This window comes from Streptomyces sp. NPDC059917 (assembly GCF_042730635.1).
Classification (GTDB): Bacteria; Actinomycetota; Actinomycetes; order Streptomycetales; family Streptomycetaceae; genus Streptomyces.
Genome location: NZ_JBHWLC010000008.1, coordinates 108437 through 131658 on the forward strand (window position 1 = coordinate 108437; position 23222 = coordinate 131658).

At 73.6% G+C, this 23222-nt stretch carries 22 protein-coding genes; 8 read left to right on the forward strand and 14 right to left on the reverse strand.

Annotated features, from left to right (window positions below):
• Nucleotides 1–15 precede the first annotated feature (15 nt).
• The 3 genes from ACFWAR_RS07380 to ACFWAR_RS07390 form a co-directional block, all read right to left on the reverse strand.
• On the reverse strand, nucleotides 16–687 hold the full coding sequence (locus ACFWAR_RS07380; RefSeq protein WP_385774036.1) for a LuxR C-terminal-related transcriptional regulator: 672 nt from the start codon (nucleotides 685–687) through the stop codon (nucleotides 16–18).
• Nucleotides 684–1808 (reverse strand): sensor histidine kinase, encoded by a 1125-nt coding sequence (locus tag ACFWAR_RS07385; protein WP_385774038.1) that lies wholly within the window; start codon nucleotides 1806–1808, stop codon nucleotides 684–686. The genes ACFWAR_RS07380 and ACFWAR_RS07385 overlap by 4 nt, the downstream gene beginning before the upstream one ends.
• A 225-nt stretch (nucleotides 1809–2033) precedes the next feature.
• Nucleotides 2034–2492: a VOC family protein gene (locus tag ACFWAR_RS07390; RefSeq protein WP_385774040.1), complete on the reverse strand. Its 459-nt coding sequence runs from the start codon at nucleotides 2490–2492 to the stop codon at nucleotides 2034–2036.
• 114 nt (nucleotides 2493–2606) lie between these two features.
• On the opposite strand from ACFWAR_RS07390, the gene ACFWAR_RS07395 reads away from it, so the two are divergent.
• Complete coding sequence (locus ACFWAR_RS07395; protein WP_385774042.1) at nucleotides 2607–3752, forward strand: helix-turn-helix transcriptional regulator; 1146 nt, start codon at nucleotides 2607–2609, stop codon at nucleotides 3750–3752.
• Between the two features lie 93 nt (nucleotides 3753–3845).
• A complete protein-coding gene (locus tag ACFWAR_RS07400; protein ID WP_385774044.1) occupies nucleotides 3846–6224 on the forward strand; it encodes an Orn/Lys/Arg decarboxylase N-terminal domain-containing protein in 2379 nt (792 codons plus the stop codon).
• Between the two features lie 18 nt (nucleotides 6225–6242).
• On the opposite strand, the gene ACFWAR_RS07405 is transcribed toward ACFWAR_RS07400, so the two are convergent.
• The 3 genes from ACFWAR_RS07405 to ACFWAR_RS07415 all read right to left on the reverse strand — a co-directional run bounded on the left by ACFWAR_RS07405 (nucleotide 6243) and on the right by ACFWAR_RS07415 (nucleotide 9033).
• A complete protein-coding gene (locus ACFWAR_RS07405) occupies nucleotides 6243–6929 on the reverse strand; it encodes a DUF4232 domain-containing protein (protein WP_385774046.1) in 687 nt (228 codons plus the stop codon).
• A 239-nt stretch (nucleotides 6930–7168) separates the two neighbouring features.
• Nucleotides 7169–7777, reverse strand: coding sequence for a hypothetical protein (locus ACFWAR_RS07410; RefSeq protein WP_385774048.1), 609 nt, complete (start codon nucleotides 7775–7777; stop codon nucleotides 7169–7171).
• 56 nt (nucleotides 7778–7833) lie between these two features.
• The gene (locus ACFWAR_RS07415) at nucleotides 7834–9033 is read right to left on the reverse strand and encodes a low temperature requirement protein A (RefSeq protein ID WP_385774050.1); all 1200 of its coding nucleotides are present in this window, start codon (nucleotides 9031–9033) and stop codon (nucleotides 7834–7836) included.
• Nucleotides 9034–9279: 246 nt separating this feature from the next.
• Here ACFWAR_RS07415 and ACFWAR_RS07420 point away from each other — a divergent pair, with 246 nt between their 5' ends.
• Both ACFWAR_RS07420 and ACFWAR_RS07425 read left to right on the forward strand, forming a co-directional pair.
• On the forward strand, nucleotides 9280–9822 hold the full coding sequence (locus tag ACFWAR_RS07420; protein ID WP_385774052.1) for a GNAT family N-acetyltransferase: 543 nt from the start codon (nucleotides 9280–9282) through the stop codon (nucleotides 9820–9822).
• 38 nt (nucleotides 9823–9860) lie between these two features.
• A complete protein-coding gene (locus tag ACFWAR_RS07425; protein ID WP_385774054.1) occupies nucleotides 9861–10181 on the forward strand; it encodes a hypothetical protein in 321 nt (106 codons plus the stop codon).
• An 18-nt stretch (nucleotides 10182–10199) separates the two neighbouring features.
• Here ACFWAR_RS07425 and ACFWAR_RS07430 read toward each other — a convergent pair whose 3' ends face one another.
• A complete protein-coding gene (locus ACFWAR_RS07430) occupies nucleotides 10200–11657 on the reverse strand; it encodes a purine-cytosine permease family protein (protein ID WP_385774056.1) in 1458 nt (485 codons plus the stop codon).
• Nucleotides 11658–11726: 69 nt separating this feature from the next.
• On the opposite strand from ACFWAR_RS07430, the gene ACFWAR_RS07435 reads away from it, so the two are divergent.
• Complete coding sequence (locus ACFWAR_RS07435) at nucleotides 11727–12422, forward strand: TetR/AcrR family transcriptional regulator (RefSeq protein ID WP_385774058.1); 696 nt, start codon at nucleotides 11727–11729, stop codon at nucleotides 12420–12422.
• Between the two features lie 102 nt (nucleotides 12423–12524).
• Complete coding sequence (locus ACFWAR_RS07440) at nucleotides 12525–14177, forward strand: amidohydrolase (protein WP_385774060.1); 1653 nt, start codon at nucleotides 12525–12527, stop codon at nucleotides 14175–14177.
• Between the two features lie 26 nt (nucleotides 14178–14203).
• Here ACFWAR_RS07440 and ACFWAR_RS07445 read toward each other — a convergent pair whose 3' ends face one another.
• Entirely contained in the window at nucleotides 14204–14569 is a 366-nt protein-coding gene (locus ACFWAR_RS07445) for a darcynin family protein (RefSeq protein WP_385774062.1), read from the reverse strand.
• A gap of 124 nt (nucleotides 14570–14693) precedes the next feature.
• Nucleotides 14694–15587: an NAD(P)H-binding protein gene (locus tag ACFWAR_RS07450; protein ID WP_385774064.1), complete on the reverse strand. Its 894-nt coding sequence runs from the start codon at nucleotides 15585–15587 to the stop codon at nucleotides 14694–14696.
• Between the two features lie 140 nt (nucleotides 15588–15727).
• Here ACFWAR_RS07450 and ACFWAR_RS07455 point away from each other — a divergent pair, with 140 nt between their 5' ends.
• Both ACFWAR_RS07455 and ACFWAR_RS07460 read left to right on the forward strand, forming a co-directional pair.
• Nucleotides 15728–16687, forward strand: coding sequence for a LysR family transcriptional regulator (locus tag ACFWAR_RS07455; RefSeq protein ID WP_385774066.1), 960 nt, complete (start codon nucleotides 15728–15730; stop codon nucleotides 16685–16687).
• A 198-nt stretch (nucleotides 16688–16885) separates the two neighbouring features.
• Entirely contained in the window at nucleotides 16886–18091 is a 1206-nt protein-coding gene (locus tag ACFWAR_RS07460; protein WP_385774068.1) for an RCC1 domain-containing protein, read from the forward strand.
• 80 nt (nucleotides 18092–18171) lie between these two features.
• Here ACFWAR_RS07460 and ACFWAR_RS07465 read toward each other — a convergent pair whose 3' ends face one another.
• The 5 genes from ACFWAR_RS07465 to ACFWAR_RS07485 form a co-directional block, all read right to left on the reverse strand.
• Nucleotides 18172–18543 carry a hypothetical protein gene (locus ACFWAR_RS07465; RefSeq protein WP_385774070.1) on the reverse strand — a complete coding sequence of 124 codons (372 nt, stop codon included), beginning with the start codon at nucleotides 18541–18543 and terminating at the stop codon, nucleotides 18172–18174.
• 38 nt (nucleotides 18544–18581) lie between these two features.
• A complete protein-coding gene (locus ACFWAR_RS07470; protein ID WP_385774072.1) occupies nucleotides 18582–19898 on the reverse strand; it encodes an ATP-binding protein in 1317 nt (438 codons plus the stop codon).
• On the reverse strand, nucleotides 19898–20602 hold the full coding sequence (locus tag ACFWAR_RS07475; protein WP_385774074.1) for a response regulator transcription factor: 705 nt from the start codon (nucleotides 20600–20602) through the stop codon (nucleotides 19898–19900). The genes ACFWAR_RS07470 and ACFWAR_RS07475 overlap by 1 nt, the downstream gene beginning before the upstream one ends.
• Nucleotides 20603–20646: 44 nt before the next feature.
• Nucleotides 20647–22173 (reverse strand): alpha/beta fold hydrolase, encoded by a 1527-nt coding sequence (locus ACFWAR_RS07480; RefSeq protein WP_385774076.1) that lies wholly within the window; start codon nucleotides 22171–22173, stop codon nucleotides 20647–20649.
• 137 nt (nucleotides 22174–22310) lie between these two features.
• Complete coding sequence (locus ACFWAR_RS07485) at nucleotides 22311–23114, reverse strand: DeoR/GlpR family DNA-binding transcription regulator (RefSeq protein WP_385774078.1); 804 nt, start codon at nucleotides 23112–23114, stop codon at nucleotides 22311–22313.
• Nucleotides 23115–23222: the final 108 nt, after the last annotated feature.

Genomic DNA, 23222 nt, shown 5'->3' on the forward strand with positions numbered 1-23222 from the left:
TCGTGCGGCGGACCGTCACCGGGACCGGTCGTCCTCGTCGAGCCGTCGGGCCAGGTCGATCTTGGTGAACGCCGGTCGTCCCACGTCCCGGTACTTCTGCTTCACCCGGTCCAGGTAGTACTTCGCGGTGTAGACGCTGATCCCGGCGCGCCGGGCCGTGGCCTTGAGCGTCAGCCCCGAGGCGTAGTCGCGCAGCACCTGGCGCTCGCGGGGCGCCAGGTGCGGTCGGGTCGCGGTGGTGTCCCGCACCCAGGCGAAGGCGAGTTCGGGGGAGTGCGCCGTGCCGCCCGCGGCCACGGTCTCGACGGCCTCCACCAGGGTGTCCAGGGCGTGGTCCTTGGTGAGGTAGCCGTCCGCCCCGGCCGCGACGGCCGCGACGACCATCGCGGGATCGGCGATCGTGCTGATGACCAGCACCCTGCTCCCCGCGGCCCGCACCCGGCGGACGTTGGCTTCCGGGCGGGAGCCGTCCCCGAGCACGAGGTCGAGGAGCACCACGGCGGCGGTCCGCGCCGGAGCGGGGGCGGGTGCGGGTGCGGGCGGCGCGGGTGCCGGAGCCGGAGGGGCCAACAGCTCGTCGACCGTCGACGCGGTCGCGACGAGGCGCAGGCGCTGCTGGCCGGACAACCAGGCGCGCAACCCGTCGAGGAGCATGCGGTCGTCGTCGACCACCGCGATGTCGATCACGCGGGCCAGCGCAATGCGACCAGGGTCCCCTCGCCGGGGCGACTGTCCACTTCCGCGCTGCCTCCGACGGCGACCATCCTGCCGTGCACGGAGCGGCGCAGTCCGGTGCCGGCGCGGGCACCGCACCCGGCGGTCGCGTCGAAGCCGACGCCGCGGTCGGCCACGGTCACCTCGACGCCGCCGGCCCGGCCGAAGACGGTGAGGTAGGCCGACGGGGTCCGCGCGTGGGTGCGCACGTTGTTCAACGCCTCGGTCACCGCCGCGGCCAGGGCCCGGGCGACCTCGCGCGGCAGGTCCGGCGCCGCGTCGTACTGCGAGGTCACCTTGAGGCCGAGGCTCTCCGCGGCGCGGGTGGCCTCTTCCAGGGCGGCCGCGGTACCGACCCGGTCGGGGGCGGGCGGGCCGTCGTAGCGGTGCGGCTCTTCGAGGGTGCCGGATTGGACGAGCCGTCGGAGGTAGGCCGCTTCGCGGGCGCAGCGGTCCCGGAATCCCGGCGCGGTCACGTCCACCCGCCCGGCGGCGATGGTCGTGAGGGTGGCGAGCACGGTGTCGTGCAGTGCGGCGTGGTGCGCGGCCCGCTCCGCCTGCCGGGCCCGTGCGCTCTCGACGACGACGGCCCGTTCCTGGGCGATGTCCAGCAGCCTCCCCTGCCGCCGCAGGTACCACCAGCCCGGTCCGGCGACGGCCACGGCCTCGACGACCGCCGTGAAGTGTTCCAGGAGGGCGGGAGTGGAGGAGGCCGCGACCGCTTGGTGGACGGCGAGCGAGGTGAACAGCATGACGAGGACGGCGAGGGCGGCGCTGCGTCGACCGAGCGTGACCACGGCGGCGGCCGCCGCGGAGAGGGCGGGCACCATCAGCCAACCGTGCGGTTCCACCGCCGGGCCGTCGCCGATGGCGGCCACGGCCACCCACGGGAGCGCGCAGCCGGTCAGCAGCACGTCGGCCCAGACCCACGACGGCCGGAAGCCGCCGCGCAGGAGGGCCGAGCCGTAGACGAACACGGTGACGGCGGCCACGGCGGCCAGCAGACCGATGCTCCGCCAGTCGAGCGCGACGGCGCCCACGACGTCGGTCGCGTACACGAGGTGCGCGATCCGGAACAATGCCGCGGCCTTCACAGCGGACCGCCGTGCGCGCTCGAGCCCCACTGACACACCCCCGTGTGACGAGATCCCCCACCGACGCGGCGGCCAGCCCCCGCTGGCGCACGCACCGGTACCCCGACCGGCACCCCCCGAATGGGCGGGTTCCGTGCGCTTAGTGCATCTCGTTACGTTTCTCCGCGTCAAGACCGTCACCGGACATCAAGGCGCCGCACTTTCGCCAGGTGGGCCCGCGCCGTCTCAGCGGGCGAACTTCTCGACGGCGGCCGGTGTGACGGGGGTGAAGAAGTTGACGAGGTTGCCGTCGGGGTCGCGGACCAGGAGGGAACGGTTCCCCCAGGGCATCGTGGTGGGCTCGTTGACGAAGTCCACCGCGCAGTCCACCGCGAAGTCGACCGCGCAGTCCCTCACGACGTCCGCCGCGCCTTCTGCCGCGAAGCCGCTGAGGTCACGGTGGACTTCGTCCACGTCGGCCACGAGGAATTCGAGGATGACGCTCCGGTTGTCGGCCGGGCGGGCCGAGCCGGGCGCGAACAGGGAAACCGTGCGGGTGCTGCCGATCGCCAGGGTGCCCGAGGCGGTCCTGAGCTCGGCGAAGTCCTCGCCCGCCCAGGTGGCGGCCACCTTGGTGGCGCGCTCGTAGAAGGCGACGAGGCGGGCGACGTCGCCCGTGATGATGCGGAGGGAGACGAGGTTCATGGGTGTTCTCCTGTGGCTCGTGGCCGGTCGGTGTGCGTGACGGACCCGACGCTACGGCGAATACCGGGCGGAATCCGTCCGGTATTCGACCGGCCCTTTGAGAAGATTCCCGGTATGGCCCGTCCCACCGCTCGCGTCCTCGCCCTGCTGGAGCTCCTCCAGTCCGGCGGCATCAGGACCGTCTCCGAACTCGCCGAACGCCTCGACGTCGACGAACGCACCGTGCGGCGTTACGTCGGCCACCTCATCGACCTCGACGTGCCCGTCGAGTCGGTGCGCGGCCGCTACGGCGGCTACCGCCTCGCCCCCGGATACCGCATGCCCCCGCTCATGCTGAGCGACGACGAAGCGCTCGCGGTGCTCCTCGGCCTGGTCGCCGGCAGGCGAGCGGGCCTGACCGCGGCGCCGGTCGAAGCGGCACCTGACGGGCCCGCGCCGGACGCGACTTCGAGCGGTACGGTCTCGACGGGTACGGCCTCGACGGGTGCGACCGCGACCGACACGGCGGCGGCCAAGATCCGTCGCGTCCTGCCCGAGCGGCTCAGCCGCAGGCTCGACGCGGTGCTGAGCGCCCTCGCCTTCACGGATCCGCCCGGCGGGCCGGTCGCCCCCGCCGCCCCGGACCCCTCGGTGCTCCTCCCGATGGCCGATGCGGTGCACCACCACCGGCCGGTCTCGATCCGGTACACCGCCGGGGACGGCCGACGGAGCGAGCGCACCCTGCACCCCTACGGGGTCGTCGCCCATGCGGGCCGGTGGTACGTCACCGCCCGGGACCCTTCGGTGGGCGAGGACCGGACCTTCCGGCTCGACCGCGTCACCGACGTCCGTGTCCTGCCCGGGTCGTTCGAACCGCCGGCCGGAGTCGATCCGGCGCAGCGGGTCCTCACGGGCCTGGCGACGGCTCCGCACCGGCACGAGGTGGTCCTGCGGATCGAGGGGCCGGTCGAAGCGGTCCGTGCGGGCCTGCCCGCCGGAATCGCGATCGTGACCGCACTCCCGGCAGCCCCCGCGACCCCCACACCGTCGGAATCCCGGGACGCGGAGCCCCGGTGCCGCGTCGAACTGCGGGTGGAGCGGCTGGAGTGGCTGCCCGCCGTACTGGCCTCGCTGGACCGGCCCTTCGTGATCGAGCGCCCGGACGAACTCCGCGGCCTGGTCGAGGCCTTCGCCGAACGCCTCGCGCACAGCGCCCGCCGACACCCGGCGGTGTCCGCCGACGCCCGGCCCGGGGGAACCGGCGCGCCCACCTTCGGGTGAACCCGCGGCGAAGGTCGGCAGGGGCACCCCCGGGACCTGGACACTGTGGCCCGGTACGGGCTGCCGTATCCGGGGATGCGCGAGGAGCCGGGGATGACGAGCGGTACGGTCCTACTGGCCCTGCGGGAGGATCCGCTGGGCGGCGGAATCAGCGCCGAACAACTGGGGCGCATCGGCAAGGAGTTGGAGAACCAGGGGCTGCTGCTCCGCTGGGCGCCGAGCGCGCGCGACGCGCGGGCCGCCCTGCAGACCGAGGCCGGCATCGTGGCGGCGGCGGTCGCCTGGGACCTGCCGCGGACGTCGGGGAGCGCGGTCGAAGAGGGCGGCGGCGGGGAGGTGCTGCGGCACATCGGGCGGCGGTTCAAGGACCTCCCCGTGTTCCTGGTGATGGCGGACGACTTCGACCAGGACCTGGAGCGGCTGCCGCTGTGGGTCTCGGAGACGGTGGTCGGGTACGTCTGGCCGCTGGAGGACACCCCGTCCTTCATCGCGGGCCGCGTCGCGGCGGCGGCCCGCGGCTACCAACGGGAGCTCCTGCCCCCCTTCTTCAAGGCGCTGCGCCGTTTCGAGGACTCCCACGAGTACTCCTGGCACACGCCCGCCCACTCGGGCGGCGTCGCCTTCCTCAAGTCCCCGGCCGGGCGGGCGTTCTTCGACTACTACGGGGAGCGGCTGTTCCGGACGGACCTGTCGATCTCTGTCGGCGAGCTCGGGTCGCTCTTCGAGCACAACGGCCCGATCGGCGAGGCCGAGCGCAATGCCGCACGGGTCTTCGGCGCCGAGCGCACCTACTTCGTCCTGCACGGCGACTCCACCGCCGACCGCATGGTCGGCCACTACAGCGTGACGAGCGACGAGATCGCGCTCGTGGACCGCAACTGCCACAAGTCGGTCCTGCACGGGCTCGTGATCTCCGGTGCGCGGCCCGTCTACCTGGTGCCGACCCGCAACGGCTACGGGCTCGCCGGCCCCCTGCCACCCGCCGTGACCGCCCCGGCGGCGGTGGCCGCGAGCATCGCCGCGAACCCGCTCACGGCCGGGGCGGTCTCACCGGCGGCCCAGTACGCGGTGGTGACCAACTCCACCTACGACGGGCTGTGTTACGACACCGTCGCGGCGGCCCGGGCCTTCGCGCCGAGCACGCCGAGGCTGCATTTCGACGAGGCGTGGTTCGCGTACGCCCGTTTCCACCCGCTGTACGCGGGGCGGTACGGCATGGCGGTCGGGCCCGACACCTTCCCCGACGGCGACGGCGACGGCGACGGCGACGGCGACGGCGACGGGGGCGGCGCGGGGCCGGGTCGGCCGACGGTCTTCGCCACCCAGTCCACGCACAAGCTGCTCGCCGCCCTGTCGCAGTGCGCGATGGTCCACGTCCGTTCCGCGCCGCGGGCCCCTGTCGAGCACGAACGCTTCAACGAGGCGTTCATGATGCACGGCACCACCTCGCCGCTGTATCCGGCGATCGCCTCCCTCGACGTGGCCGCCGCGATGATGGACGGACCGCAGGGGCAGTGGCTGATCGACGAGGCGGTGACCGAGGCGATCCGGTTCCGTCAGGCCGTGGTCCGCACCGGGTGCCGCATCGCGGCCGCCGCCGACCGGCCGGACTGGTTCTTCGGGGTGTGGCAGCCCGAGTCGGTCACCGACCCGGCGACGGGCGCGCGCATCGCCTTCGCCGACGCGCCCCCCTCCCTGCTGAGCCGCGAGCCCTCCTGCTGGCACCTGGAACCGGACGCGGACTGGCACGGCTTCACCGGGCTGAGCGAGGGCTACTGCCTCCTGGACCCGGTGAAGGTCACCCTCACGTGCCCCGGGGTCACGGCCACCGGGACCACCGGCGACCGGGGCATTCCGGCCCGGATCCTCACGGCCTATCTGGAGGCGCGCGGGATCGTCGTGGAGAAGACGGACAGTTACACGACGCTGGTCCTCTTCTCTATGGGCATCACCAAGGGCAAGTGGGGCACCCTGATGGACGCCCTCATGGACTTCAAGGCCCTGTACGACGCGGACGCCCCGCTGGAACGCGTCCTACCGGCTCTGGTCGCGAGCTTCCCCCGGCGGTACGGCCGCACCACCCTCGCGGGGCTGTGCCGGCAGATGCACGAGCACCTCACCCGCGCCGAGCTGATCGGCGCCCTCGACGCGGCCTTCCAGGACCTCCCGGAGCCGGTCGCGCCGCCGCGCCACTGCTACCAGCTCCTGATCCGGGGCGGCACCGAGCGCGTACGGCTGGCGGAGGCCGCGGGCCGGGTGGCCGCGGCGATGGTCACCGTGACCCCGCCGGGCATCCCCGTCCTGATGCCCGGCGAGTCCGTCGGGGCCACCGACGGACCGCTGCTGAGGTACCTGCGCGCCCTGGAATCCTTCGACCGGGCCTTCCCGGGCTTCCACAGCGAGGCGCACGGGGTGAGCGTCGACCCGGAGAACGGCGACTACCTGATCGAATGCGTCCGGGGCGACGGCTGAACCCACGACGGTCGGCCCTCAGGAGGGCTTGGTCGACGAGAAGGCGGTGACGGTCACCTTGTTGTCGCACTCGGCGAAGACGCCGTCGTCCATGGCGATCTGGTGCGCGCCCGCTCCGGGGACACCGATGACGAGCGTCGGGAAGGTGACGGGCTTGGCGCCGGACACGCAGTAGCCGTCGGCCTCGCCCTGGACGTTGACGAAGGTCAGCTTCGTCCAGGCGCGGGCCCCCGGGGCCAGCGAGACGGTGGCGGGGGAGCCGGTGGAGGTGGTGGCGAGCGGGGAGTTGTGCTCCGGGGAGCCGTTGCCGGCTCCCGCGACGGTCGGGAAACCGCGCAGCGTGCAGGGGTGCGTCGAGGAGTTGGTGACCGAGACCAGGGCGGCCCCCGTCCCCGTACCCGACGGCCGGACGTCGGCCTGGTGGCCGTCGGAGACCTTGACCTGGTCGGCCGTGCAGGGCTTCGTACCACCCGCCGGGGTCGGTGACGAATGCCCGGCGCTGGGGGCACCGGCGCCGCCGGACGTGCTCCCGACGGGGGAGGAGCTGGCGGTCGGCGCGGTCGGCGCGGTCGGCGTGGACGACGCCGAGGGCTTGCCGACCGCGGGGTCGCTCCCGGACGGCGTACAGCCTCCGGCGAGGGCGGTGACCGCCGCCGCCGCCACCAGCGCTGCCGCGGTCCGCCGGACACCTGATGAGTACCGCATGAGCTCTCCCCGAGGTTCACGACCGGCCCTGCACCGGCACGCACCGGTGAACACAGCACCACCTCCCCGACGGTTCTCGCGGCCGCCGCGCTGTGGCGGTTCCGTAACGAGCCCGGGACGTACCCACGACCGGCGCCCCGGCCGCGTCATCGAACGGCCGCTCATCGAGCTCGGCTGTTCCGCCGGATCGACGGCTCGGTGTGCGGCGTCGGGCCCGTGCTGTCGCGACGAGCCGGTGGTCAGCGGCAGGTGAGGGTGTGGGGGCCGCCGGTGAAGACCGGGTCGGTGGGGGTGCCGTGCACCGTCAGGGTGCCGTCGTCGCGGGTCCAGTTCAGGTCGTAGGTGCCCGTGGCGATGGGGCGGTAGCCGTCATCGGTGGTCCAGGAGGCCGATGACCGCCACGCGAAGCCCGTCGGGCCCACCGCGTAGGCCTCGCCGCTGCCGGCGACCAGGAAGGACGTCTCCCGGACGACGACCGTGCAGCCGTGCGGGCCGGTGGGGCGCAGGACGTGGTAGTCCGCACCGAGGTCGTCCAACGCTCCGAGGGCGCTGCCCACTGCCGCGGCGACCGTGAGCAGGACGCGTACGAACCGGGGCAGTGGCGCCCACCACGGCGCCGCGCGGTCGACCGTCGCCCGGTGCCGCACGGCGAGGGCGCGCGCGAGGGCCGGGGACAGGGCGAGCAGGAAGGCGCTCACCGCCCAGCCCGGGACCACGTGCCCGAGGACGACGAGCAGTATCGTGCTCCAGCCCGCGGCCACGGCGAGGACCAGGCACGCCGTGGCGACGACCGGGTACGGGGCGCTCCGCCCCACCCGGTCGCGGGGACGTCGTTGCTCCACTACCACCGCAGCAGCCTATGCCGCCGTGCGCCCCACAATCCCGGTCCGCCGTGTGGAGATGGTCACTGCCGGGCAGCCGGGACGGCCTGCTCATCGGGCTCGGCGGGCACCCCGGACGCCGCGGCCCAGCGGTCCTCGGCCGTCAGCATCGCCACCACCACGCCCACCAGGGCGACGAGCTGGGCCAGCCCGGACAGGAGGTGGCCGACCGGCACGGTGAGGAGGGCGAAGGGAACGGCGGCCGCGCGGTACGCGAGGGGCCGCAGCCCCAGCGTGGCGCGGAAGGCGACCTCACCGGCGAGGAACAGGGCCACCCCGGCCGCCAGCGACACGGCGGGGGCGGTGTGCAGGGGCTCGCCGAGGTGGGGGAGGACCTTCTTGACTCCGGCGGCCAGGCAGGCGATGCCCAGGAGCATCGGCAGGAACGAGTAGTAGAAGGCCCGCATGGCCAGCGCGAAGCGATCCGGCACCGCCGTACCGCGGAAGGCGGCCTCCGCCGCGCTCTCGTCCCGCACGAAGTACGTCCACCACAGCGCGGCCACCAGGGCCAGGGTCAGGAACGTGCCGCCGGCCACCGCGACCGACATCGCCATGTCGCCGATCCCGATGCCGATCGCCACGACCGACTCCCCGAAGGCGATGATCAGCAGCAACCCGTGCCGCTCGACGAAGTGGGCGGGATCGAGCCCGCCGAGCTGGCTGCGCAGCTCGACGGCGGTGCGGCCGTCGCTGCGCCCCGGGGCGAGCCGGGCGATGTACGGGGTCACGAACTGCAGCACCAGGGCGTTGACCCACAGAGCGTCCGCGAGGAGCCCGACGGCCGGACCGGCGGCGGTCACGGACAGGGCGGCCAGGGAGTTGGGTATCGCGTACCAGAGCGCGTTGCGGCCGTGGCTGCGGGAGTACAGGGCGCCGTGCACCACGACCACCAGGAGGTAGCCCAGGCCGAAGGCGACCCCGGCCCCCGTGTCGCCGAAGGCCCGCGGGACGGACAGGGCGCACACCAGGAACCCGCCCATGCCGAGCAGGAGCAGCAGCCGCCGTGAGGTGCGGTCGGGCGGCACCTGGTTGGTGAGGTGGGCGTACGCGCCGTACATCCAGAAGAGCACGATGAAGATCAGCGCCACGCGAGCCGCGGTGGCGACGTCCAGGTCGTGCGCGAGCATCACGGTCAGCTGCGTGATCGTGAAGACGAAGACCAGGTCGAAGAACAGTTCGAGCGTGCTGACTCGCCGCTCGGCCTCAGGGTGGAGCTTGGACATGCCGGCCACTCCATCAAGGCCAAGACGGCTCTGTCCAGGAGAAGTTCCCCCGGGCGCGGCCGCTTTCGGAGGAAGATCGCGCATGCCCGAAAAGAGACCCCGCCCCGACGGCGCGGGGCGGACATCGCGGCAGTGGCCCGCCCGGGGCGCGGGTGGCGGACGGCGGCCGCCGGACAATCCGCAGGACCGGCGGCGGGCTCCCGGATATCCTGCCTCGTCCCGTACCAGCCGCGGAGGTTTCCCAGCATGAGCAGCACCACGCCGTCCTTTCCCGACCGGGTCGAGCTGACGGGGGAGGGTCTCGTCCTGCGCGACTGGACGGAGTCCGACCTGGAGGCGATGCCCGCTCTGTTCGACCACCCGGACATCGCGTACTGGACGCCCATCGTCTCCCCCTTCGACGACGAGGCGGCCCGCACCCGGCTGGACCGGGCCCGCAAGCTCCGTACGGACGGCACGGCCGTCCTGCTCGCCATCACGGTCGACGGGGGCGCACCGCTCGGCGAGGTGATGCTCAAGCGCGCCCCCGAGGGCACGGAACTCGGCTACGCGGTCGGTCCCGCGCACCGGGGCCAGGGCCTGGCCGCGCGTGCGGTGCGGGTGATGGCCGGCTACGCCTTCGAGGAACTGGGCGCGGAGCAGGTGATCCTGGAGCTGGAGGTCGAGAACGCCGCCAGCGTCGCCGTGGCCACCGGCGCCGGTTTCCGGGTCCTCGACGTGCCCTTGATCAAGGGGGAGGAGAAGGGCAGGCCGTACGTCCTCCAGACCTGGGGCCTCGACCGCCCCTGAGGCAGGACCCCGTTCACCGGGGCGTGCGAGGCTTCGGCATGCCACATCGCCTGCGCTTCCTCTTCGAATACGGTGTCGACACCCCCCTGTGGCCCGACCCGTCGGTCGGGCCCGGCCTCGACAGCCCCTACGGATATCCCTGCGTGCTGGAGCGGCTGCCCCTCACGGCGGTCCTGCGCGACGAGCTGGGCCGACTCGCCGAGCTGTACCAGTCCTCGCTCGACTGGGACGACCCGGCGGGCCCTTCCCCCTGGTCCGGCGAGCAGCACGCGTCGTTCGGGCGGGAAGCCGACGCCGCGCTGGAGGCGTTGCGCCGTGAGCTGGGCGACGACTGGTCCGTCGAAGACCGGCGGGGCTGAGGGCTCGGGGCCCGGCCCTCAGCCGCCGGTGCGGGCCGCCCGGACGGTGGGGGAGTCGCGCATGGTGGCGGCGTAGAGGGCGGACGCCACGGTCATGCCGACGGGCAGCGAGAGGTCCAGGCCGCCCACGAGCTGCGCCACCGGGCCCGTGTAGAGGGTGTCGACGCAGAGGGCCGCGCTCGCCACCCCCGCCAAGAGGGCGAGCGCGCCCGCCCAGTTGACGCCGCCGGTGTACCAGAAGTCGCTCCGGGCGCTCTCGTCGCAGAGGGCGGCGCCGTCGTAACGGGCCCGGCGCAGCACGATGTCGGTGGCGTACACGGCCGTGAGGGGGCCGATCAGTACGACGATGAGCTGGAGGGCGTTGCTGACGGTGTCGAGCAGGTTCGAGACGAGCAGGCCGTACAGGGTGAGCGCGACGGCGGCCGTGCCGTCGAAGAGGACGCTGACGGAGCGGCGGATGCGCAGGCCGACCGCTTGCAGGGCCAGGCCCGCGCTGTAGGCGGTGAGGGCGTTGAGGGCGATCGTGCCCAGGACCAGGGACAGCAGGAAGAAGGGGGCGAACCAGCCGGGCAGGAGCCCCTGGAGCGCGTTCTGCGGGTCGGTCATGTCGACCGCGGTGGCGGCGAGGGCGCCCAACGAACAGACGACGACGCCCGGCAGGAAGCCCCCGAAGGCGGTCCAGCCCACGATCGCCCCGCGTGACGCGGTGCGCGGGAGGTAGCGGGAGAAGTCCGCACTGGTCGTGTACGAGAGCGGGGCCGAGGCGACCAGGGTGGTGCCGGCGACGAGCGCGGCCCACAGGGCGGCGCCGGTGAGCGGCGCGGCGGGCCGGTAGGAGAAGTCGGCGTGTCGCACGACCGCGACGGTCACGCAGGCGAAGACGGCGGCGAGCACCAGGGTGATCGGCAGGTAGAGCTTCACGATCAGCGCGTGCCCGTAGACGCTGATGACCAGGGTGAGGGCGGCGATGCCCAGCACGATCGCGATCCGCACGCCCGTGCCCGCCGTGATCCCGGCCCGATCGGCGAGGGAGAACGCGGCGGTCGCGGCGGCGGCCAGATTGAGGGCGAAGTAGCAGACGGAGACGAGCCACCCCCCGATCGCGTTGTTGACGCGGTTGCCGAGGACGCCGTACAGCGCCCGCGTGATCACCTCGCTGGGGGTGCCCGAGGCCGGGCCCGAGACCGCGAGCAGCCCGGTCAACAGCCAGAACAGGTTGCCCACCACGATCGTGGTGAGGGCCTGCCACAGGCTGAGTCCCATGAGGACGAGGGCGCCGCCGACGACCAGGCTGAGGTAGTTCACGTTCGCCGCGGCCCAGACGGTGAAGAGGTCTCGAGGGCGGCCGTGGCGTGCCGCGTCGGGGATCTGATCGATGCCGTGGGCCTCGATCCCGCCCGTGCGTTCCGGAGCGGCCCGCACCGCGCCGGAAGTGTCGTGCGTTCCGGGGCGGGGGTCGGGAACCGTGGACGCCATGTGGACCTCCGAGCGCTGGGCGTTGCCACCTGCTTGCTTATTGGTCGGTCACTCAATAGCATCCCCGGTATGTCGTCAAGCGTTCAGCGCAAACGGATCCGGAAGTCCCCCGAGGCCCGGCGGGCGGAGATCGTCGACGCCGCCACGGCCGTGGCGCTGACCGAGGGGCTGGAGTGCGTCACCCTGCGGCGGATCGCCGACGAACTCGCGGTCAGGCCGGGCCTGATCAGTCACTACTTCCCCTCGGTGGAGGACCTGGTCGCGGAGGCGTTCGGGAACGCGGCCGGTGCGGAGCTGGACGCCCTGCTGCCGTTCGAGTCGGCCGGGTCGGCCGACTCGGTGGAGCTTGCCGGGGTCGCGGGGGAGGGGCCCACCCGGGAGCTGGCCCGGTTCCTCGCGCGCACGTCGGGGGACGCGTACGACGACATCAGTCGGCTCTGGATCAACGCGCGCCACCTCAGCCGCTATCGGCCCGTGCTGTGCGCGCGGGTCTCCGAGCAGGAGGCCGCCTGGCGCGGGCGGTTGGAGGCGTTGCTCCGCCGCGGGATCGAGCGGGGCGAGTTCCGAACCGACGACCCGTACGCGACGACGATCCAGATCCTGGTCGTCCTCGACGGACTGGGTGCCCACGCCAACACCGGCGCGCGCGACGACCGACCCGAGGCCGTGACCCGGATGGTGGCGACGACCGCCGAACGTGAACTCGGCCTGCCCCACGGCACGTTGTGCGCCGAGGCCCCCCACGGTGGCGACGCGTCCGACTGAGTCCCGCCGTCCCGACCCACTCCACCTCGCCCACTCCACCTCGACCCAGCCGCCTCGCCTCTCCGCCCCGCCCCCTCAACGCCCGATCACCCTGGAGCCGCTGTGCGCACGACCCTCGTTCTGCTCTCCGCCCGCCTGCTCGACCCGGTCAGCGGTGCGTTCCTGCCGGAGACGGCCCTGGCGGTATCCGGTGGACGGATCGCCGCCCTCGGCGACGACCGTGGGATCCGGGCGCTGGCGGACTCCGCGACCACGGTGGTCGACCTCAAGGGGGCGGTGGTGACGCCGGGGCTCGTGGACGGTCACGTCCACCCCGTCACCGGGGCCGAACTCACCCACGGGATCGACCTGTCGGGCTGCCGCGACCTGGCGGACGTGCGCGAGGTGCTGGCGCGCGGGGTGAGCGGGCTGGAGCGCGGCGAGTGGCTGTCCGGGTGGGGGCTCGACCCGAACGTCTTCGGTGACGTCCCCGTCGGGACCGCACCCTTCGACGCGGTGCTCGACGGCGTTCCCGCGTTCCTGCTCCTCTTCGACGCCCACTCGGCGCTCGCGAGCCGCCGCGCCCTGGAACTGGCCGGGGTGGACGGGCCGCGCACCTTCGACCAGGGGTCCGCCGAGGTCGTCTGCGACGAGCGCGGCCGACCGACCGGACTGCTGTTGGAGGAGGCCGCCTGCGACCTGGTCGAGCGCGTCGCTCCCCAAGCCACCCGGCAGGAACAGCGGGACCGGCTCGCCGCGGCGCTGCGGTCCATGGCCGCGGCGGGGCTGACCGGCGGACACGTCATGGACGCCAACGGGATCAGCCTCGACCTCCTCGCCGAACTCGACGCGGCGGACGAACTCCCGCTGCGCCTGCGGGTGGCGCCCTGGTGTCAGCCGGGCACCGACGCGGACGGGGTGCGCGCGCTCGTCGACCAGCAGGGCGCGGGCGGTCGGCTGTGGCGCGTCGCCGGGGTCAAGCTGTTCATGGACGGCACCATCGACAACGGCACCGCGTGGTTGGAACGCCCGGACTGCCACGGCGAGTCCACGCACGCCTTCTGGCCCGATCCCGAGGTCTACACCGAAGTGATCGGAGCGTTCCACCGGGCCGGAGTGCCGACGGCCACGCACGCCATCGGCGACGCGGCCGTACGGCACGCACTCGACGCCGTCGAGCAGGCGCGCGCCGTCGGGGTCGCCGGGGGTGGCGGGGACCTCCGAGGCAGCGGGATCCGGCACCGGATCGAGCACATCGAGACCGTTCCCGACGACACCCTGAGCCGTTTCGCCGAGCTCGGCGTCCTCGCGTCCATGCAGCCCACCCACTGCTGCGACTTCACCCGCGCCGATCACACCGACAACTGGTCGCGCCGCCTCGGCGAGGAGCGTGCCGCACGCGCCTGGCGCTGCCGCGACCTGTGGGACTCGGGCGCCACCGTCGTGCTCGGTTCCGACTGGCCCATCGCCCCCTTCCCGCCCCTGGGCGTCATGGCGGGTGCCCGTCACCGGCGCCCGGCCCGTGATCTCGGGCAGCCCCCGCACGGCCCCGAACAGGCCCTGACGGGGCTGGAGGCCCTGCGCGGCATGACGGTCAACGCCGCCTACGCGGCGGGGGAGGAGCACGAGGTGGGCCGGATCGCCGTCGGCCACCGCGCCGACCTCACCGTCCTCGGCGGGGACCCGCTCAGCACCTCCGCGACGGACCTGCCCGCCCTCCCCGTACTGCTCACCGTCCTCGACGGCCGACCGACCCACCGCCACCCCGGCCTGTAGCGGAGACCACCGCCGCGCGGGGCGCCTCAGGTGGTGATGGAGGCCACGGGTTCGAGGCCGTACGTGCGCGCGTAGCCGTTCTCGGTGCCGACGAGGAGGTCGACGACCTCGAAGTAGCGGTCCCAGAAAGGGGTTTCGCGCAGCGCGTCGATGAGGAGCTGGTAGGCGTGGTGGTCCTCGGCCTCCCACATCCAGACGTCGGTGACGCGCGCGGAGTAGAACTCGGTGTCGTAGAAGCGCGACCGGACGCCGCTGGTCCTGGCCTCGATGGCCGGGAGGACCTCGGTGGTGAAGGCGTCCACGCGTTCCCGGACGGTCAGGGCGAGCCACTCGGGCCGGGTCTTGACGAGGATGAACGCCGTGACGGGCGGTTCGGTCTTCTGGTCGGGCATCGGGATTCCTCCGAAGGGGACGGGAACGGGACGGGAGTGTGCGCCGGACCTCAGGAGCCGGGCGTCGGCGAGCCGGGCGACGGTGAGCCGGGCGTCGAGCGTGCAGCGTGCAGGGCTCGGGGCGTCAGGAGAGGACGGCGGGCACGAGGGTCCGCGTGCACCACTGCTCGAAGGTGGTGGGGGAGGCGGTGCCGGGGGTGCGGGCCACCCCGGCGTCGAGGCCCTCGTCCTTGGCCCGCTTCATGTCGACCACGCCCCGGGCGAACGCCTCGTTCAGGCCGTAGCCGACGAGGTCGGCGTACATCGCGTCGAGCGACTGGCGTTCGTAGCGGACGGGACGGCCGAGCTGTTCGGTCAGGATGCGGGCGACGTCGTTGGGGGACAGGTCCCGCGGCCCGAGGACCGGGACGCTGTCGGTGCCCGTCCACGTACGGTCGAGCAGCAGCCGGGCGGCGGTCGCCGCGATGTCGGCGACCGCGACGAAGGGGGCCTTGCGGTCGGCATCGGCGGAGTCGGTGAAGACGCCCCGGTCGCGGATCGAGTCGGTCTCCTCCAGGAGGTTCTCGAAGAAGGACGGGTTGGCCAGGGCCCGGTAGGCGACCCCGGTGCCGGCGATGAGGTCGTCCATGGCGAGGGAGGCGGTGACGAGCCCGGCCCGCTCCGCGAGCGGGGTGCCGCGGCCGAGGGCGGAGACGCCGACGACACGACCGACGCGGTGGGCGACGAGCGCCTCGGCGGCGGGGCGGGTGAAGCCGGTGTAGGCGTCCCGCGGAGTCAGGGAGGAGTCCGGCGGGACGAGCCAGAAGACGGCGTCCGCACCCTCGAAGGCCCGGTCGAGGACCCCGGCGTCCGCGTGCGAGCCGGTGACGACCTCGACGCGGCCGCGCGCCGCGTCCGGGAGCCGGGCGGGGTCGCGCACGATCACGCGCAGTTCCTCGCCCGCGGCGGGGGCGGACTCCAGCAGTTCGGCGAGCAGGTGACGGCCGATGTTCCCGGTGGGAGCAGTGATGACGATCATGAAAACCTCGTGGATGTCGATGGTGCGGCACGCCCCGCGTCGGTCGCGCGCCGGTCGTTCGGTACGTCCTCCATGCTGCTGAGCCGCCCGTGATGCCACAATGGGAACATCGGCACGCAATCATTGACTGAAATGGAATAATGCTGGTGAGCAGTGTTCATGGCCCCGCTGGTGACCCCGATCCGGTCATCGACGCCAACCTCGCCGTCGCGCTCGACGCCCTGCTGGCCGAGCACAGCGTGACCCGGGCCGCCGCACGTCTGCACACGTCGCCCGCCGCGATGAGCCGCACCCTCGCCCGGCTGCGCCGCGTCCTCCAGGACCCCCTGCTGGTCCGGGCCGGTCAGGCCATGGTCCCCACCCCCCGCGCCCTGGCCCTGCGCGAGGAGGCCGCCGCGGTGGTGCGCGGTCTGGGCGCGCTGCTCAGTCCCGGCGCGAGCGTCGACCCCGCGGGCCTGCGCTGCACGTTCACCCTCCAGGCCGCCGACCTGGTCGGCGCGGCGCTGGCACCGGGACTGCTGCGACTGGCCGAGCGGGAGGCGCCCGGGGTCTCCTTCCGGATCATGGCCGAGGAGCTGGAGAACGGACCCGCGCTGCGCGACGGTCGGATCGACCTGGAGATCGGGTCCATCGACCACGTGGACCCCGAGACGCGGACCGAGGAACTGGTGGGCCTGCGCATGATGGCGGCCGTCCGACCGGACCATCCGCTCACCGAAGGTCCGCTGACCCCGGCCCGACTGGCCGCCGCCCCGCACGTCGCGGTCAGTCGCCGCGGCCGGTTCACCGGCCCCCTCGACGCGGCCCTGGCCGAGCGGGGCCTGCACCGGCGGGTCACCGTCGTCCTGCCCGGTCACCTGGCCGCGATGGCCCTCGCCGCTCGCAGTGACGTCGTCTGCCTGGTCCCCGCCGCACTTCCCGGCGCCGCCGCCTCGCCGCTCACCCACGACGCCGGCGCCCTCGGGCTGCGCCTCCTGGACATCCCCCTGGACCTGCCGAACCTGACCATCGGCATGGCCTGGCACCCCCGGCACACCGCCGACGGAGCCCACCACTGGCTGCGCACCACCGTCCGCCGAGCCCTGTGCGCACCCGCGTGAACGGGACACGGACGTCCGACCCGGTATGACGGGTAACGGACGCATCAGTGAGCGATACCGGTGCAATAAGCCAACTGCATAGCGTTTGGGGGGCCTTGTCGGCCCGGAGCGCGGCGCCCTCGCCGGGCCCGGGGCCGGTCGGCACCACCAGTGAAACGTGACGACGGAAGGCTTTGATCCGTGCGAAAACTATGGGCCGTGGCGGCTGCGACGGGCGCGCTGCTGATGGCGGGGACCACGAGCGCGTCGGCGGCGCCCGCCGCGGAGCCGTGGAGCGAGCCGTGGAACCAGACCATCGAGGGTGCTTCGGCCAAGGGCGTCATCACCAGCGAGTCGGTGGGGACCGAGCCGCAGGACCGGCGGTACCGCCTGACGGGCAGCCTGACCGTCACCGACCCCGACCCGGAAGCCTGCTACTACGTCCAGGTCGGTTCGGAATGGATCGGCAAGCCCCGGCCGCTCCGTTGGTGGGGCACCTCCTCGGTACGGCAATGCGGTCCGGGGACCGTCGACGTCACGTCGCTCACGCAGGCGGGCGTGCAGGTCCGGGCGCGCATCGCCCGGGACACCGACAACGGTGACTTCGCGGCGTTCACCCAGATCACCGTGCCCACCGAGGTCAGGACCGGCGTCGCCGCCGTCAGTGCGGGGCCCCGGTACAGCCTGGCGCTGAAGAACGGCAGGACCACGGCGTGGGGGCAGAGCGACTACGGCCAGACCACCGTGCCGCCCGCCGCGAAGTCGGGCGTCACCGCGATCAGCGCGGGGCCGCAGCACGCGCTGGCGCTCAAGAACGGCGGGGTGCTCGCGTGGGGTGACGGCGCGCGGGGGCAGCTCGTCGTGCCGCCCGCCGCGAAGTCGGGCGTCACCGCGATCGCCACCGGATGGGCGCATTCGGTCGCCCTGAAGAACGGCCAGGTCATCGCCTGGGGCGAGAACAACGACGGCGCGGTCACCGTGCCGGCCGAGGCCACGTCCGGCGTGAGCGCCATCGCGGTGGCCGGCGGTACCACCATGGCCCTCAAGAACGGCAAGGTCATCGTCTGGGGCCACGACGAACTGCTGCGCTCGGTGCCGGCCGGGGCCACGTCCGGAGTCACCGCCATCGCGGCGGGTTCGGGCCACCTGCTGGCCCTCAAGGACGGGAAGGTCATCGTCTGGGGCTACGGGGGAGAGCACCTGACGGTGCCGGCCGCGGCGCAGACGGGCGTCACCGCCGTCTTCGCCTCCGAGCGGTGCAGCTTCGCGCTCAAGAACGGCGAAGTCACCGGCTGGGGCACCTGGCCCGACCTGTGCGACGCCCCGGCGGCCAGGACGGGCGTCAGCGGGATGTCCCCCGGCGGCGAGCACAACCTGGTGCTCAAGGACGGCAAGGTCTACGACTGGGGCCACCTCTTCAAGTAGCACCCGAACGACCCGGCGCGCGGCACGGACCCCCACCGTGCCGCGCCCCGGCGCACCCTCCGAGGCGGCGTGGACGCCCGCTACCGGTCGCGCCAGTTGACGAAGGAGGCCTCGCCCCCCAGGACCACGCTGATCTTCCGCTCCCGGAACTCCGCGTCGCCCAGGAGGCCGTGCAGGAAAGCGGCCATGCCGCGCGGGTGCACCTGGAACTCGGGGCTGGTGTGCCTCCCGCAGATCAGGACCGGCCACCGGTCCGGGTCGTCGTCGGTGGTGTCCCAGCAGTAGATGTCCGCACCCGATGTGACGGCCCACGCCACGATGGACGCGGGATCCACCTCGAAGTCGGCCTCGTCGCCGCACATCTCCCACATCTCGCGGACGAGCTCTGTCTCGTCCCGCAGGCCCGGGCCGTCCCGGTACGGCCACCACCCGCCCCGCGCGGGCGGCCGCATACGGGGGTTCAACCTACGGAATCCGGCGGCGCGGCGCGTCACCGGCCCGTCGGGGAGTGGGGCGGGAGGTCGAAGCCGACCTCGGCGCCGCCGTCCGGGGCCGCGGTGGCGAAGACGGCGCCGTCGTCGGCGGTCACGAGATCGTGGACGATCGCGAGCCCGAGGCCCGAGCCCGGCACCGCCTGGGTGCGCGGACCGCGGTGGAAGCGGTCGAAGACGGCGGTCCGCTCGTCCGGCGCGATGCCGGGACCGCCGTCGCGCACGAAGAGCCGGGCGCCCTCGACGTGGACGGTGACGGGCGTGTCCTCGGGGCTGAACTTCAGCGCGTTGCTCAGGAGGTTGTCGACGCAGCGGCGCACCGCCCGCGGGCGGGCGCGCACCGGGACGGGGCCACGGGTCGTGACCGTGATGGTCCGGCCCGTGCGCTGCCGGTGGCGGTGCGCGGACTCCTCGGCCGCGGCGGGCAGATCGACCTCGGCCGGCTCCTCCTCGGTGGAGCGGTCCGTGGCCAGGTCGACGAGCTCGCGGACCAGCGTGTCGAGCGCCGCCGCCTCGGTGACCAGCGTGCCGAGGATCTGTTCCTCGTCCTCGGGGGCGAGCCGACCGCGCCCCCGTTGGAGCAGTTCCGCGCTGCCGCGCACCGAGGTGAGCGGGGTGCGCAGCTCGTGACTGGCGTCCTGGACCAGCCGCTGCTGCTGGTCGCGGGAGCGGCGCAGCGCGGCGAGCATGCTGGTGAAGCTCCGGGTCAGCTGGCCGATCTCGTCCCGCCCGGCCGGAGGGAGCGGGGTGGTGAGGTCCTGGGTGGTGGTGATGTCCCGGGTCACCCGGGCCAGGCGGCGCACGGGGCGCAGGATGCGGTCCAGGGCGAGCCAGCTCAGCAACGCCGACAGGGCGGTGGCGGCGACGGTCGTCCAGGGGACCCGCCACAGGAAGGCGTGGTCGATCCGCTCGGCGGCCGCGTAGTGCTGGGCGACCATGACGGCCCCGCCACCGGGCAACGACACGGTCAGGACGCCGTACTGCGCACCGTCGACGGTGATGTCCTCGCGCGCGGAGGCCCGCGCGCCCCGGGCCACGGCCAGCGCCGACTCCGGAACGGGCAGCGCCGGGCGTGCGGGGTCCAGCGGGCGCACGGCGCCCGCGGCGCTCAGGACCTGTTCGGTGGTGTCCGGCCGGACCGGGGGCGTACGGTCGACGCCCAGCAGGGCGACCGCCGTCACGGCACGCTCGTCGAGCGCGCGGTCGAACTGCTCGGCCACGACGTCGCTGACGCCCCGGTAGGACAGGGTGGCGGCCAGCGTCATGGCGAGCGCGGCCGCCGTGATGACGACCAGGGTGATCTTGGCGCGCAACATCAGGCGGCCCGGACGGTGTAGCCGACGTTGCGCACGGTGTGGATCAGCCGCGGCGCACCGTCCTGCTCGGTCTTGCGGCGCAGGTAGCCGACGTAGACGTCGAGGGAGCGCGAGGTGGTGTCGAAGTCGTAGCCCCAGATGCGCTCGTAGATCTGGGTGCGGGTGAGGACCGAGCCCTGGTGGTGCAACAGCAGCTCCAGCACGTCGAATTCGGTCTTCGTCAGGTCCAGGGGCCGGGCGCCCCGGTGCGCCCGCCGCGCACCGGGGTCGAGGGTGAGGTCCGCGACCGCCAACACGGCGCTCTCCGCGGGGTCCTGGGAGTCGGTGCGGCGCAGCAGCGCGCGGATGCGGGCGAAGAGCTCCTCCGTGGCGAAGGGCTTGGAGAGGTAGTCGTCGGCGCCCGCGTCCAGACCGGCGACCCGGTCACCGATCTGGTGACGCGCCGTCAGGACGAGTACGGGCAGCCGGTCGCCGCGGCGTCGGAGCATCCGGCACAGCGCCAGACCGTCGAGGCCGGGCATGACCACGTCCACCACCGCGAGGTCGGGGGACTCCCGTTCGAGCACGGCGAGGGCTTCGAGCCCGTCGGACGCGAGCAGGACGCGATACCCCTCGAAGCGCAGGAGCTGGTCCAACGTGCTGCGCACGCCGGGGTCGTCCTCGACGACCAGCACCGTGCGACGGTTCTCGTTCACCTCAGTCATGTGATCATCTTCGCCGTTGCCGGGGGTGGTCACGACGTCGGCCCTCAGCGGCGTACGGGAGTGACGGCGAGGGGTGCGACGGCCCCGAAGCAGGAGGTGTCGCCGGGGGCGCCGGTACGGAGGAAGCGGGTGGTGACGCCGGTGACGCAACCACTGGACTCCAGCTCGGGCACGTGCCCGACGTTGCGCACGGAGAAGAAGGCGGCGTCGCGGAACTTCGCCGCGGCCAGGCGGCCGTTGGCGTCGGGGGTGTTGGCGTCCAGGTCCCCGGAGAGGACCAGCACCGGGACGTCGGGCAGGCGCAGCTCGGTGGGCTGCGGGCGCCCGGTGTTCTCGCGCGGCCAGGAGATGCACACGTCCCCGCCGTCGGTGGGACCCTCGGTGAACCCCTGGCCGCTGAAGGCGCCGAAGTCGCCCTGCCCGGCGCCCGCGAGGGCCTTGCGGTACTGCTGCCAGCGCACGGGCAGCGGGGCGTCCGTGGCCCACGCCTTGCGGTAGTCGTTGCAGACCACGGCGATGTACGGGGCCTGGTCCTCCGTGCTGCCCGAGGAACCCTCCTCCTGTACCAGGCGGCGCAGCGGCTCCGTGTCGCCCTTGACGAAGCGGTCGAGGGCCCACGGGGCGCTGCCGAGGAGGGACGGCTCGGCCGGTGCCATCCCCGCGCCCCGGCTCGCGGACTCGAACATGAGCTGGGCGAGCTTGCCCTCGGTGAACCGCTCGCGGTACGTCTTGCCCTCGGCGACGATCGGCACCGTGAGGGGGCGCTCCCGCAGCCGCGCCGCCGTGGTGGCGAGGTCCCGGACGGCCTTGTCGCCGTCGCACGCCTTGGGCACGGAGCGTTCGCACACCCGGCGCAGGGCCAGGGAGACGGCCTGCGCGCTCGGCCGCACGAGCGGGTCGAAGTCGTGCGGGTAGGCCCCGGAGAGCACGATGTTGCGCACGTTCTCGGGGTGCCTGCTCGCGTACACCGGCATCAAGTAGGTGCCGTACGAGAGTCCGTAGAGGCTGAGTTGGCGCACGCCCAGGCGTGCCCGGACGGCGTCGATGTCGTCGGCGGTGGCCGCGGTGGTGTAGCCCTGGGCGCGCGGGCCGAGGGTGCGGGCGCAGCGCGCGACGGCGTCGCGCTGCTGCTGGCGGGTGCCGAAGCGGTACTCGGCGTCCGTGACCCCGCAGGGGATCCGCTCGGACGCGCCGGTGCCCCGCGGGTCGACGAGCAGCAGGTCGTGGTCGTCGAGGACGTCCTCCAACCCCGCCGCGAACTCGGCGGCCTTGCCGATGGCCACCTCGCCGGGACCGCCGGGGTTGACCGCGACCGTGCCCTTCGCGGCGCCCTGGCCCCGGTGGCGCACGACCGCGTAACTCACCCCGATCGTGCCGAGTTCGGGCTTGCCCGCCACCAGCGGGCGCCGCAGCGAGCCGCAGTCCACCTGGTGGCCCGCCACGGTGGGGCACCACTTCGGGCCGCTCCCGGCCGGATCGGCGGCGCTCGCCGCCGGTACGGCCGAGAGCAGCAGTGCCATCGTGCCCACGGCCAGTACCGTCTTCCGGGCCCCGCTCGTGTACGTGCTCATGTCCGCTCCTTCGTCGCGTCCTGCGGTGTGGACACGACCTTGCCCGGCCCGTGACAGGGCCGGGCAAGAGCTGCGGCAAAGGCGTGTAAGAAGCGCGGATCCGGCGGTGCTCCTCCTCGAAGGAGCCGGTGAGCCGGTCAGTCTCCGGCGACGAGGAGTTCGCCCACGTGCTCGCCGAGCACGGCCCGGGCGGGGGCGGGCATGCCCGCGTCGGTCACGAACCAGTCGGCGCGGTCGAGCGCCGCGAAACCGCTGAGCCCTACCACCCCCCACTTGCTGTGATCGGCCACCACGGCGACCCGCCGTGCGGAGGCGACCAGTGCCCGGTTGGTCTGGGCCTCCATCAGGTTGGGTGTGGTCAGCCCGGCCTCCTCGGTCACCCCGTGCGCGCCGAGGACCAGCAGGTCGACGTGGAGCGAGGCGATCACCAGGTCGGCCAGCGGGCCGACCAGTGCGGCCGAGGGGGTGGGGGAGCCGCCGGTGAGCAACAGGGTGGGTGCCGGGGCCCCGCCGCCCCGGCCGGCCGACCGCAGCAGGTCGGCCACCGGGAGGGAGTTGGTGACGACGGTGAGCCGCGGGACGCCGAGCAGCCGGGCCGCCACGGCATGGGCGGTGGTGCCGCCGGAGACGGCCACGACGCTGCCCGGCTCCACCAGCGCCGCGGTCGCGTCCGCGATGGCGGCCTTCGCCGCCCCCTCCAGATCGGACTTGGCGTCGAAGCCGGGCTCGTGCCCGCTGGCCCCCGTGGTGGCGACGGCCCCGCCGTGCACCTTCTCCACGGAGCCGTCGCGGGCCAGGGCTTCCAGGTCGCGGCGGACCGTCATGTCCGAGACGCCGAGCCGCTCGACCAGCTCCGCCACCCGTACCGAGCCGTCGCGTCGGACCGCTTCGAGAATCAACGCGCGTCGCTGGTGGGCCAGTTGCGCAGCCTGCTCGGCCACGGGGTCACTCCCGGCTATCAGGGGAATCCGGTCGGAAAGCAACAAGATAGCATGGGATTGTTGTTCGGTCCTGTGGGAATGGCCTCGCCAGACTGTTGATTTGCTTTG